The organism is Legionella bononiensis, assembly GCF_016786215.1.
GTDB lineage: Bacteria > Pseudomonadota > Gammaproteobacteria > Legionellales > Legionellaceae > Legionella > Legionella bononiensis.
This window is the reverse complement of the sequence record NZ_JADOBG010000007.1, coordinates 117,855-131,688: the sequence shown is the minus strand read 5'-3', so window position 1 is coordinate 131,688 and position 13,834 is coordinate 117,855. Positions and strand designations below refer to the sequence as shown.

Sequence of the window (13,834 nt, the reverse complement as noted above, 5' to 3'; positions counted from 1 at the left end):
ATTTAGGTTGACAAGTGTTGGCGTGACTTTATCATGTTCGTTATTATGAATTAAAGGGGGTAGTGGTGACTGAGGCTAAGAAAAACTGGACAATATCTGAGATTGCAGCAATTTATCAACAATCATTCAATGATTTGTTGCATCAGGCACATACCGTGCACAGAGCGCACCATGATTCAAATTCGTTACAATTTGCAACCTTACTCAGTATTAAAACAGGAGCATGTCCAGAAGATTGTGGGTATTGTTCTCAAAGTGGACATGTTAAAACTCATGTTGAGAAAGAAAAACTCATGTCTGTAGCTGATGTTTTAAAAAGCGCTCAGGAAGCAAAAGAAGGTGGTGCCAAACGATTTTGTATGGGAGCTGCATGGCGTTGCCCGCCTGATAAAGTCATGCCTGAACTAAAGGAAATGATTGAAGGCGTTAAAGCACTCGGATTGGAAACCTGTATGACCCTGGGTATGTTGAATCAGGAACAGGCGAAGTGCTTAAAAGAAGCAGGGCTTGATTATTATAATCATAATATTGATACATCACCTTCTTATTATGAAAAAGTAGTTACAACCCGTAAATTCAGTGATCGCCTGGATACACTAGAGCATGTTAGGGCTGCTGGAATTAATGTATGTTGTGGCGGCATTCTTGGCTTGGGAGAAACACGAGAAGATCGAATTGAGTTTTTATTCACTTTGGCCAATATGGAAACTCCTCCAGAGAGTGTACCGATTAATCGCCTGATTCCAGTTGAGGGAACTCGGCTTGCCAAGGCAGAGCCGGTTGAAGGCATCGAATTGGTTCGTACTATAGCGACTGCACGAATTTTAATGCCGGAAAGTGCCATCCGTTTAACGGCGGGAAGAACTGAAATGAGTGATGAATTACAGGCCCTATGCTACTTTGCCGGCGCCAATTCTGTCTTCATCGGCGATAAATTATTAACTGAAGAAAATCCTCAGAGAGTTAAAGATAAGGCACTGTTTAATAAACTGGGTTTAACCGAGATGGTTTAATGGCTCTAAATCATAAAATTAGAGAATATACGGAGAGCTTGAGTCAACAGGGATTATTGAGAACGCGTCGAGTAACAGATTCGGCGCATGCTGATTTGATACAGTTTGATAGCAACGATTATTTATCCTTAATTACTGATAACCGTATTGCTAAAGCCTATCAAGAAGGCTACACCAGGCATCCAACTGGCAGTGGCGGATCAATGGTACTGAGCGGATATCATCCGAATCATCAGGCAGTTGAACGTTCTTTTGCAGAGTTATTGGCTGTTGATGACTGTATTTTATTTTCTTCAGGTTATGCAGCAAATCTGGCTGTGGCTTCTTTAATGGGAAAAATTAAAGTCCATTGTCTTATAGATAAAGGGATACATGCTTCAATTTATGATGGTTTAATTTTATCTCAAGTTCAATTCACCCGATACCTTCATAATGATATGGTCGATCTTGTTCGTAAGCTAAAGAACAGAGATGATGAGAATGTCATCATGACTGAAGGCATATTCAGCATGAGCGGACAACTTGCGCCACTATCCAGCTTATCTGATCTATGTGATGGCGAGCGCTCGGTGCTTTTAGTCGATGAAGCTCATTCATTTGGTATTTTAGGTGAACAGGGCCGGGGAGCCGTTGCGCACCATGGCTTGTCTCAGAATGAAGTGCCCTTAAGAGTTATTCCATTTGGTAAATCTTTTGCATCTCAAGGCGCCTTAGTTGCTGGAAAAAAAGAATGGATTAATGCGCTATTGCAAGCAGCACGATCGCTTATCTATTCAACGGCTATAAGTCCTGCCTTTAGCTATGGCTTACTCAAAACTCTGGATGTGGTTGTGCTTGCAGATGATAGAAGACGAAGATTATCTCAATTGATTGATTATTTTAGACGGCAGATAAACAGCTCTCCTTTACACTGGAGCGATTCAAGCTCCCCAATTCAGCAACTTCAATTAGGATGCCCTCATTTAGCATTACATTATGTTCGTGAGCTTAAAAAAGCTGGAATCAGTTGTTCTCCTATACGGTCTCCAACCGTCAATATCAAACAGACAGGACTACGTATCATTCTGAATTTCAATCATCAGGAAAAGCATATCAATAAACTGTTTACAACATTAGATAATATTTATGACAATACACATCACTAGTTATGGAACTGGAATACCCTTGGTATTTTTTCATGGATGGGGTTTTGACAGTCAGGTCTGGAAACCCCTTGTCCCTTATTTTGAAGCGTCTTATCAATTGATATTGGTTGATTTGCCGGGATTTGGATTAAGTCCAATACAGGATTGGAATAGTTTTAAGTCGAACTTAGTCTCCAGACTACCACCCAAATTCATTGTGGCAGGATGGTCTTTGGGGGGATTATTTGCTACCCGGCTGGCAATAGAGGAGCAAGATCGGATAATAAAATTGGTGAATATAACCAGTTCGCCACGATTTATTTCTGACGTCGAATGGCCAGGTGTTTCGAGAGAGGTATTCGCTCATTTTTATAATAATCTTTCACAGGATATTAATAAAACACTGCAAGAATTTGTTAATCTTCAATTAAATAAGCATCAATTTCAATTTACTTCGGGTGTCCTTCCTTCTAAAAGTGGATTGGAATCAGGACTTAAAATTCTGGATGAATGGGATCTTAGACTCGGGTTAAACTCACTGAACACACCAACGTGCTTTATGTTTGGACGTTTGGATCCGATCACTCCGGTCAGGACCATGAATTCCATGCAAGCAATTTACCCGGATTTTAAATACGTTCTGTTTCCTAAAGCGGCGCATATGCCGTTTTTATCCCATACAGAGGCATTTGTTGAACAGTTTTCAGGATTTATACAATGAAACGATATTTTATTACAGGCACTGATACTGATTGTGGAAAAACATTTGTCACAGGCAAATTAGTTGAGTATTTTTCAAATGCGGTAGCTATAAAACCAATAGCCAGCGGTTGTTCCGTTGTAATGGATCAATTAATAAATTCTGATGCTCAGCACTTGATGCAAAACAGTCCTCTATCTATGGATCAAATTAATCCATGGCGATTTCCACTACCTGTCTCACCTCATCTGGCAGCACAAGATGTTGGAGTGGTTTTGGATATTCATGAGTTGTCTGATTATTGTCTGAGTTTGGAAGTAAAGGAAGCGGATATTATGTTTATAGAAGGGGCTGGTGGGCTTATGGTCCCTTTAAATCATAGTGAGACATGGATCGAGTTCCTGAAGGCCAGTGAGATTCCTGTTATTTTTGTTGTTGGTATGCAATTAGGGTGTATTAATCATGCTTTGCTTACTGGACTGGCTCTAAAGACACATCATATTGAGTGCGCAGGTTGGATAGCTAATTGCCTCGATCCGGATATGTTGCTCCTGGATGAAAATATTGAAACCCTTAAAAACCTGTTGGAGTACCCCTTATTGGCGACTCTCCCATTTGGCAGTGAATTAATTGATGTAAATTTATCCAAAATTAAGCCTTGACCCGTTGTTTCAGGCTAAAAATTTAAATTAAAGACATACTATTTCCCTCATCTTGTAAATTCAGGCATTTCTTGCTTATTCTTCAGCGCCTATCTCATTTAAAAGGTTGTCCATCTATCCGTACTTGGTTATAATACAAGGTTAAATCAGAGTTATTTGAAGTTAACGGAGCCATTTGCGATGCCAATTTATGAATATCAATGCACAAGTTGTCATCATCATTTTGATTTGATGCAAAAATACACAGATAAACCAGTCACACAGTGCCCTAAATGCTTTGAAAACACAGTAGTCAAATTAATTTCGGCTGCAGGATTTCAACTAAAAGGCACAGGTTGGTATGCAACGGATTTCAAAGATAAAGGCTCAACGCCAAAGGCCTCTTCCGAATCAAAGAAAGACGCAGCTTCTCCGACTGCTGACGCTGCAAGCAAGGATACTTCTCCAAAAACTTCTGACTCATCAAAATCAACTAAAGGTGATTCTGAGTGAAGTCTGTATCGATACGACGATATCTGCTGGCAGGTCTGGTAGTTTGGTTACCTATATTGGTAACAATTGGAGTCCTTCGTTTTATTATTGATTTGCTCGATAATACAATGGCATTAGTTCCTAAAGCATATCAGCCGGAACAATTACTGGGAATTCATATACCCGGTATAGGCGTCGTTATATCGTTGTTGTTGCTCATTGCTACAGGGATATTCGCGACCAATTTTTTTGGTCAAAGGCTAATGAGTTGGGGCGAGTCAATACTCGCAAGAATTCCATTGGTGCGATCGATTTACAATGCGGTCAAGCAGATACTCAATACCGTATTGTCTTCTAATAGTGAAGCGTTTCGTAAAGTATTACTTATTGAATACCCTCGACAGGGGGTCTGGAGTGTAGGATTCCAAACAGGATCTGGTCATTCAGAAATTAATGCAAAAACAAATGAAGACTTGGTCTCTATATTTATCCCTACAACACCTAATCCTACATCAGGTTTTTTGATGATGGTTCCAAAAAAGGATGCGATAGAACTCAATATGAGTGTAGACGAAGCGTTAAAATTTATAATATCTCTCGGCGTAATGCAGTCCAACGCAGTTGGCAGCATTGGCAAAAACACAATAAAAATATAAAGGTGGTTTTATGCGTACACACTACTGTTCAACTGTGAATGAATCATGTTTAAATCAAGAAGTCACTGTATGTGGGTGGGTACATCATAGACGTGATCATGGCGGAGTTGTGTTCCTTGATGTTCGTGATCGCTCCGGTTTGCTCCAGGTGGTTTATGAGCCTGAGAACCAGGATACATTTTCTATTGCCGAAAAATTGAGATCTGAATTTGTTGTTCGTGTTACAGGTATCGTTCGTAATCGACCCGAAGGGATGGTGAACGATAAAATGGCTACAGGAAAGGTTGAGGTAATCGGAACCAGGCTGGAGATCCTGAATCAGTCACCAACACCACCATTTTTACCCGATGATCATCAAATTGTTAATGAAGATTTACGATATAAATATCGATACATCGATTTACGCCGTACTTCAATGCAGAATAAACTTATGTTGCGACATCAGTTAACCAGTTGCATTCGTAACTATCTGAATCAACAGGATTTTCTTGATATTGAAACGCCCATGCTAACTAAAGCGACCCCTGAGGGTGCCCGTGATTATCTGGTTCCATCGCGTGTTCATCCTGGACAGTTTTATGCATTGCCTCAATCCCCTCAATTATTCAAACAGTTATTGATGATGTCCGGCTTTGATAAATATTATCAAATAGTCCGTTGTTTCCGAGATGAAGATTTACGTGCTGACCGACAGCCTGAATTTACTCAGCTTGATATTGAGATGGCATTTATCGATGAAGAAGATATTTTGAAGTTGATCGAAGGTCTATTAAAAGTGGTATTTAAAAACATTCTAAATATAGAATTACCACAGAAATTACCCAGAATGTCTTATGCTGAGGCAATGAAACGATTCGGTAGTGATAAACCTGACCTGCGTAACCCTCTGGAATTGATTGATGTAGCTGACTTAGTTAAAGATTGCGATTTTAACGTATTTTCAAACGCTGCAAATTCCAGTGATGGACGAGTTGTTGCTCTAAAACTTCCAAATGGCTGTGATCTGAGTCGTAAGGATCTGGATGGCTATGGACAATTTGTAGGCATATATGGAGCTAAAGGTCTTGCCTATATTAAAGTGAACAATCTGGATGATGGAATGGCTGGACTTCAGTCACCCATATTAAAGTTCCTCTCTGAAGAAGCCGTTGGATCTATTCTTAAAAGAGTAGGTGCTCAGACTGGTGATGTTATCTTCTTTGGCGCTGATAAGACCCATATAGTAAATGAATCAATGGGGGCTTTACGAGTGAAGCTTGGACATGATCGAAATCTGTTGAGTGCTGATTGGAAGTTATTGTGGGTAGTTGACTGGCCTATGTTTGAGATGGATCATCAGAACAATCGGTTACAATCCATGCATCATCCTTTTACTTCACCTCAGGATTTATCACCAGAAGAGCTTCGTGCGAACCCAACAAACACTTTAGCCAAAGCTTATGATATCGTAATCAATGGTTATGAGATTGGTGGGGGATCTATTCGTATTCATCAGCCCTTATTACAACAGACAGTATTTGATCTGCTGGGTATTGATGAACATGAGGCTCAAGAGAAATTTGGTTTCTTGTTAGATGCGTTGCAATATGGTGCTCCGCCACATGGTGGAATTGCTTTAGGAATTGACAGACTTGCTATGTTGCTAACTGACTCTGCTTCCATCAGGGATGTCATTGCATTTCCTAAAACGCAAACAGCATCCTGTCTTTTAACTAGTGCGCCATCTCCTACAGGTACTGCGCAATTGAATGAACTGGGAATCCGACTTGCACCTACAACTACGACAAAATAAAGAGTTTCGAAACACCACCAGCTTAAAGAGCTGGTGGTGTATGCCTTTAATTTTTTTCATGCTGTGCCTAGGTCTGAGTGGGCAAATAAGCTCTGCGCCGTCGTCAAAACCCGTTACCTTACCCGATAAACAAATAAATGCTACTCTAGTGGAGTATTTAGCTCAGGAAAAAACGCATTTAACCATATCCATAAATGATGCGAAACAACAAACGGCACCTCAGGATGAGCAGCAGTACAACACTAAAATGCAGCAGACATCTGCTTTGCTGTCCATGACCAATGCGAAAATCCAAAGCCTTGAAGGATTTCTTGAAAATCAGAACAAACAACAGATTTATCTAAATCAACGGTTAAAACATTTACAACAGTTACCCATCGCTAATGGAGAAGTCACTGTTCAGGAACGGGTTGGTAAAGTGGAAACTCTACTGACAGTAAATAAAAAAACGATAGAATTGATCAATGAGAATCTCGATTTGGCAAAACAGTTTCAAGTCGTGCTGTCTGATGAAATTAAGAAATTAAAGCTGTGGAAATCTAATTTTGAACTTGAACAAAAACTAGTACACTTCAAGACCTTGAAAACAGAGTTGAATCAGAAGCTTGGTTTATTATACCAAAATAATGTCTTTAAACAGCGAGGTATGGAACCGGAACGCAATGCTGATGAACAGATCGATCATGAAGCACGTTTATTTATTAATAACCAACATATTGCCATAATTCATCAATATCTCGATGCATTAACAGTTCAAAAAAAAGTAGTTAAAGCCAGAATATTATTATTGAATAGTTCGGATACCAAAACGCTACAGTATGTGACAGATACTTATAGAGAATCCATTAATCAATACGCAACTATAGAAAAATCGTTACAACAGATATTAGAAACGCTTAATACAGAAACGAACCTGTCAATAAAACCGGAACTGAAGAAATCACTTAATTCATTGCAACTTGATATTAAAGAGCAAATTAAGGATGCTGAAGCTCAAAAAATCCAATTGATTAAAAGTCTCGATGACTATCAAAATCAACTTAAAAAACAGATTTCAACACGCCAATCCCTTGCTGAATACAATATTAATAGCTGGCCAATAATACTGCATAAGCTGATTGATATGCCTAATTTGTTTTATAAATACCTAAAAACCTTAACATTGAAGGTTTATGATAGCTATACCTGGTTGGATTCTTTACCGCTTGCCATTTTATGGACAGCCTTGGGTTTGATTATAGGTATTTTTTATATATTAAACCGATTTTTGAAAACACTGAGAAGTGATAAAGAGCGATCTCGATTAACAGGTTATCTGTATGACGGTGCGTTAACTCTGGTACAAAGAAATGTTCCATACCTCTGTGTCTTTACTATGTTGTGGATTGTACTTTATATCACCAATATTTCGTTCTCAAATTATCAACTGTTATTTAATCTGATTACCGTCTGGTTTACATTTCGGATGCTCATTTTAATTGCACGATTAGTCTTATTAGAGCGAATATCTGATTCCTCTGGAAAGGATGTAAAACTGTATTATCGGCTCAAATGGTTATTACTGTTTGGTGGATGGACTACTGCATTGATGGTATTCAGCCACATACTTCCATTGACGTTATTGCTTCAGGATATTTTTAATCGATTATTCATGTTGTTTATCCTTGCGGTCTCTCTGGTAGCCTGGAAAAGCAAGGATGTGATTCCCTATTTGTTAAGACCTTTGATAAAAGGTAAAAAAAGATATGTTAAAAATGCAATTTCACTATTGGTTATTTTGGTTCCCATCACATTATTTACAACGGCGATAATTGGTTTATTGGGATTTGTAAATTTAGCATGGACTATGAGTCGTTACCAGGCCTACATTCTTACTGTGCTAGTGGGGTACATTCTTGCCAGAGGATTAGTATTTGATGCATTGGAACTATTATCCGAATGGATGATTTCATCACTAAAAAATGGTTGGTTATGGATAGAGGTCTTTCTCAAACCGCTTGATGGAATACTGCGAATAGTATTATTTTTAACGAGTGTATTTATTTTATTTCAGTTATTTGGCTGGCATTCAGATTCACTGGTCATTATTAGCATTGAAAAATTGGCACAGTACAGTATCGTCAATTTCACTGGAATACATATCACTGTATTTAGTGTTATTGAGTTTTTTATATTACTGGCTATTTTTGTCTGGGCTGCCAAGTGGACACGTGAGTTTTGCTATCGCTGGCTTTTTAAAAACGCTAAGGATGTTGGGATTCGAAATAGTTTATCTGTTTTTACTCAATACGCAGTAATCTTGTTAGGCAGCTTTATTACCTTGCATGTTCTGGGACTGGATTTCAGTGGTATGTCCATGATTTTGGGTGGTTTGGCTGTAGGTATGGGATTTGGATTACGTGATTTCGCCTCAAACATAGTGGGTGGGATTATGCTACTTATTGAGCGTCCTGTTAGAGAAGGCGATTTGATTACGATAGGTGAATACGAAGGTCAGGTTGCTCACATTGGTATCCGTTCAATGCGCGTGTCATCCTGGGATAATACACAAGTATTAATACCTAATGCAGAAACATTTAATAAACCCTTTACTAACTGGACTCACCAGGATGGTATTGTCAGAACAGTAATTCCAATTAAAGTGAGTAGAGCCGATGATCCGGTCATGATTCAACAACTGATTCTTGATGTTCTTGCCATAATTCCTGAAATAGTTGGTGATCCTCCAGCACAGGTATTTTTAAAGAAAATTGATACGGCATTAATTGAGTTTGAGGCACGCTATTTCATCAATGTTCAGGCACATAATCGTGTCGAAATACGTTCCAAGGTTTTGTTTGCCATTACAGCTCAGTTTAAAGCTGCAGGGATCAAGCCACCGATCGAACCGATTACTGTGGAGTTTAAAGAAGGACATGCAGATTTCTACCCCAAAAATCAATCCACCCAAGACTGAGGTAGAGTTACTCGATCGAAGTAACCGGCTTCAAGGATTAAGTTTTGCTCAGTTAAGTATGGTATTAAAATTAGCGATACCCTTTAATCCAGTTCACAGAAAAGGGTGGGTTGGTATGGCTCTTGAACTTGCTTTGGGAACTGATGCAGACAATAAATCAGAACCTGATTTCCAAGAGCTGGGTATTGAGCTTAAGACACTCCCCATATCTAAATCAGGGAAGCCGGCAGAATCAACTTTTGTCACGTCCATCCCATTGCTTATGATTAATCACCAAAACTGGAAGTCATCACAATGTTATGCCAAGCTCAAGCGAGTTTTATGGATCCCGATTGAAGGGGACAAAGACATTCCTTTTGAACAGCGACGAATAGGAAAAGGATTTTTATGGTCTCCTAGTGAGCAGGAGGAGGCTGTTTTGTCAGCAGACTGGGATTATTTGACCTTACAAATCAGTACTGGAAATCTTGAACACATTAATGCAGAAGTTGGAACTTATTTGCAAGTCCGACCAAAAGCAGCAAATGGCAAGTCTTTATGTTTTTGTTATGATGCTGAAGGCAATAAAGTAAAGACTTTACCTCGCGGATTTTATTTACGTAGCAGCTTTACCTCTCAAATCCTACTTAATTACAGTTGTTAAGAAGTACTTAATAATTTTTTGATACACCCCATGGATTGTTTTATATTTAATCTTAATGAGGAACTATTTATACAATAAAATTCTCCCTTATTACTATCTTCCCTGTCCGTAAGCATGTTTATGCAATTTATTAGCGCGCATAAAAACATCTATATCTTGGTGGGTGAATATTAATCTATCTGTAATAATTTGAGCTTCCGCATTATTTAAAAATTACACACAATATAATGGAATATGATGATTATGTACTAATGGATGGCGTTATGATTTGAGTGAAATAACAAGTACAAACGCAAGGTAAGACACCTATGGATGTAGTCTGTTAAGTTTAATTTATGCTAATCACTCCATCGCGAAAAACACTCTTCGAGGTGTTTTTTCATGTATATCAAATTTGCTATTCGTAATCAGAGGAAGCGCCAGGCTTAATAAAGCGTTAATTTAAATTTCTTATAATTATAATCAGTATGTTTTTTGGGGATTTGTTATGGGGATTGAGCTAAATTCAGACACAACCACCTCTGATAATGAACTATTTCAATTTTTATTACAAAAAGAACAGATAGAGCACCCTGGTTTTTCAGCAGAACAGCAGAACGAAAATGCAAGGGTCCATGCTCATAAATTAGCAGTATTATTTGGAAATTTAGATTCTATCAAAGGTTATTTGGACCGTTTTCAAAAGCTTCATAAAAACACTCGACAACCCGTTCATGATGCTTGTTTGTTTAACATACCTACAGGAGATAATTGGAGCCCGGAGCGTTGGCGTAGACTGATAGCTGATGCGCAACCAAGCAGTCCTCAAGACACCATTTTACGTTTAGCCCCTTTTTTTGCAAAAATAGAAGCCTATATAGCGAATAAAGAGAATAAAAGTAGAATACTAACTGTTTTAACAGAGATAATATCAAAAAATTATGAGCGAGAATTAAAAGAAGAATTCCACAACATTCAGGATTTTGACCTATTTTTTAATAAAAGATATTCAAAAAAAATCAGAAAAGAAGTCGATAAGATTTTAGAAAATGAAGCACGTAGGTTTTTAGCTCAAAACGATAGAGGAAAATTAAATGCTGAGTCCCATAAAAAAATAAAACAGTTTAAACAAGAAAACATCAAGCAAATAACGGATACAGTAACTGAACAATATAAGGGAATTGCTCAAGAAGAAATACAGAATTTATGGTCCAAAGCCCAAACGGAAGACCAATATATCGATGAGAAATTGAAGAAAAATAAACACATGATAAACAGAAAATCGGAGGATGCTTACAAAAAATTTTTATCGTTGAAAACCCCCTTGCCAGTAATAGCGCTGATTGCTAATCAAATCGTTTATGATCGAGCGTCTGAAAACCCAGAAGCCGCTGCATTATTTTTCAAATACAGTATTCCCGAAGCCAAGTTTGATGAATACTTAAGTCTTAAACCTCAGGATGATGAAAAAGCAATCCCTAATGTGACCTTATTGGGTGCTGATATTAACCCTGGCTATGCAGATTATCGCTTACAAAAACTTTCACCTTCAGATCCACAGGCAGCCATTTTAGGTAAATTGACCAGCTGTTGCCAATTTATGGGAGGTCAAGGGGAATCCTGTGCTGTTGATGGTATAACTAATCCTAATGGAGGTTTTTATACGGTAACGGATAAGAATCAGAATATTGTGGCTCAATGTTGGGCTTTCCGCGCTAAGGATGGCTCTATGGTATTGGACTCCATTGAGAGTCCCCTTGATTTTAGAAATAAACCGCAAAATTCCCAATTGTTGGCTGACTTATTCATGTCTTTCGCTAAACAGCTCTGCAAAGTACACCAAGTGCCTAGGGTATTAGTAGGAACAGGAGGGCAAACCCAAACAGTTTTTAACAATGGGCTGCTTAAAGCCATGCGTCCTGGCCAGCTTCCAGGGTATGGTAATTACCGAGATTCCGTGGAGCAATACGTATTAGCTATGCCAAATTTCCCTTTGCTTGAATGGATATATCATAAAGCAAATCCTCAATCCAAATTAGATTTTTTACCCCAAACCGCTAAAACCAAGGTACTCCTTGATGAGCAACAAATAATGAGCTGGTGCGAGTTAGCTTATAAAAATGGCAAAGAATGGGACATTAGAGACAAATATCCTGTAGATTTTGCTCTTAGTAATCAAGCAATCACACAGATATATTGCTCTATAGAACATAATGTTCAACTGTCCGAGGAATGGAAAAGCAATATGCTGTACATTGACACAGATTACATTTGGGAGCGTTGTAAAGTTCTCATTCCTCAAGTTGATGCTGCTTATACTAAAGGACATTTAGGGACGATGATGACCTGTGCAGCAAAATTGACACAATGGGATAAAGTAAAGTATTTGATTGAGCATCAGGTTGAAATTGTCGAAGCAGGTCCTCTGTTAGATCAACTTTTTCTGCACGGACAATATGAGCTAATACAGATAGTATTCTCAACGTTAATCAAACAAGGAGTAGCCTTACAAAACATCCAATTGAAACAACACCCTTCTATGATGTTTGCCTTAATAGGTTGTCCTGTTCCATTAATCACTTTTGGTTTAGAACATGGTGTAGACATTAATTCCCGACATCCTGGTACATCTAAGAAAATAACGTTATTGCATTATGCTACGCAACAAGGGGGGGTTGACCAGGTACAATTTTTTCTTGAACGATTTGATATTAACAGCGTGGACACCGATCAATCTACTCCTCTCCATTACGCAATTATGAATAGTAATTGGGATGTAGTTAAGTTTTTAATTTTAAAAGGTGCCGATGTTTTTGCCTTAAATACTAAGGGAAAAACACCCTTTTTGATGCTTATTAATGAGCATCAATGGGAATTGATTGAGCTTGTCATTGAGAACTATCCGTTAGCTACAGAGAACTTACCTTCAGAGTTTGTTGATTTTCAATTAAGAAAAACTAGGATGAGCGCTCATAACGTTGACAGCCTACCTGACGTTGAGGGCGCAGAAAAGTCGCACGAAGAAAAAGGAGAGGATACTGCATTGGTGAATGTTGTTAATCCTGTGCCTGAAGAGAACAGTGAGTGTGTTATCAATCTTTCACAACTTATCGTTGATTCTAATTTACCAAATCCAAATTCAACATCGATACCTCAAGAAGAAATAGAGGACAATACACGTGTGGTTTTTGTTGTATCGGAGAATGACAGTAATGGTGGGGGTATGGACAATCTCTCTTTAATCCATCCACCGATTGATGTTTCCGACTCACTATTAAATCAAGAGCCCCAAGAGATGGATAAAGTTGTGGACAATAGAAGCAATTTGAGGGCTTCATCTCTATCACAACCTCCTTCACTGGGCGATACCTCATCCAAGAGTTCTGGATATAATTCTGTTCCTCGCTTTTTTAAACCCGAAGAACCACCTGCTGAGAAAAATCATTATCCAATTTGGCTCATTCTATTGTTCTTAACTCCAGTTATTGGTCAGCTAGCATTTCTTTTTTATAAGATTTTTGAGAGCTTTACTTCTAATGACACTGATTGTGACAATTTGGATAGACCTATGGCTGTAGTTTAATCACAAACCTTATCTTGGGTTGTTTTATCAGCAGATTAGGATTATTTGACCTTACAAATCAGTACTGGAACTCTTGAATAGATTAATGCCGCAGTTGGAACTTATTTGCAAGTCCGACCAAAAGCAGCAAATGGTAAGTCTTTATGTTTTTGTTATGATTGCGACGGTAATAACGTGAAGACTTTACCTCTCGGATTTTATTTTCGCAGCTGATTTACCTTTCAAATCCTACTTAATTACAGTTGTTAAGAAAAA

10 protein-coding genes and 1 pseudogene are annotated in these 13,834 nt (G+C 38.3%); all 11 read left to right on the top strand.

Features of this window, described 5'->3' with window-relative positions; genetic code table 11:
* Positions 1–65 precede the first annotated feature (65 nt).
* Entirely contained in the window at positions 66–1,013 is a 948-nt protein-coding gene (gene bioB / locus IZU94_RS04865) for a biotin synthase BioB (protein WP_203108570.1), read from the top strand.
* Positions 1,013–2,158 (top strand): aminotransferase class I/II-fold pyridoxal phosphate-dependent enzyme, encoded by a 1,146-nt coding sequence (locus tag IZU94_RS04860; RefSeq protein WP_203108568.1) that lies wholly within the window; start codon positions 1,013–1,015, stop codon positions 2,156–2,158. Before bioB ends, IZU94_RS04860 begins: the two co-directional genes overlap by 1 nt.
* Complete coding sequence (locus tag IZU94_RS04855) at positions 2,139–2,858, top strand: alpha/beta fold hydrolase (RefSeq protein ID WP_203108566.1); 720 nt, start codon at positions 2,139–2,141, stop codon at positions 2,856–2,858. The genes IZU94_RS04860 and IZU94_RS04855 overlap by 20 nt, the downstream gene beginning before the upstream one ends.
* Positions 2,855–3,499, top strand: a complete 645-nt coding sequence (gene bioD / locus IZU94_RS04850; protein ID WP_203108564.1) for a dethiobiotin synthase — start codon at positions 2,855–2,857, stop codon at positions 3,497–3,499. Before IZU94_RS04855 ends, bioD begins: the two co-directional genes overlap by 4 nt.
* Positions 3,500–3,679: 180 nt before the next feature.
* Complete coding sequence (locus tag IZU94_RS04845) at positions 3,680–3,991, top strand: FmdB family zinc ribbon protein (RefSeq protein ID WP_203108561.1); 312 nt, start codon at positions 3,680–3,682, stop codon at positions 3,989–3,991.
* A complete protein-coding gene (locus IZU94_RS04840; RefSeq protein WP_203108559.1) occupies positions 3,988–4,626 on the top strand; it encodes a DUF502 domain-containing protein in 639 nt (212 codons plus the stop codon). Before IZU94_RS04845 ends, IZU94_RS04840 begins: the two co-directional genes overlap by 4 nt.
* Positions 4,627–4,636: 10 nt before the next feature.
* Positions 4,637–6,418, top strand: a complete 1,782-nt coding sequence (gene aspS / locus IZU94_RS04835) for an aspartate--tRNA ligase (protein ID WP_203108558.1) — start codon at positions 4,637–4,639, stop codon at positions 6,416–6,418.
* Positions 6,375–9,374 (top strand): mechanosensitive ion channel domain-containing protein, encoded by a 3,000-nt coding sequence (locus IZU94_RS04830; protein WP_203108556.1) that lies wholly within the window; start codon positions 6,375–6,377, stop codon positions 9,372–9,374. The genes aspS and IZU94_RS04830 overlap by 44 nt, the downstream gene beginning before the upstream one ends.
* Entirely contained in the window at positions 9,334–10,017 is a 684-nt protein-coding gene (gene mutH, locus IZU94_RS04825) for a DNA mismatch repair endonuclease MutH (protein WP_203108554.1), read from the top strand. The genes IZU94_RS04830 and mutH overlap by 41 nt, the downstream gene beginning before the upstream one ends.
* A 487-nt stretch (positions 10,018–10,504) precedes the next feature.
* Positions 10,505–13,579, top strand: a complete 3,075-nt coding sequence (locus IZU94_RS04820) for an ankyrin repeat domain-containing protein (protein WP_203108552.1) — start codon at positions 10,505–10,507, stop codon at positions 13,577–13,579.
* Between the two features lie 39 nt (positions 13,580–13,618).
* A pseudogene (locus IZU94_RS18515) lies at positions 13,619–13,792 on the top strand (DNA mismatch repair endonuclease MutH); the annotation flags it as partial.
* Positions 13,793–13,834 lie beyond the last annotated feature (42 nt).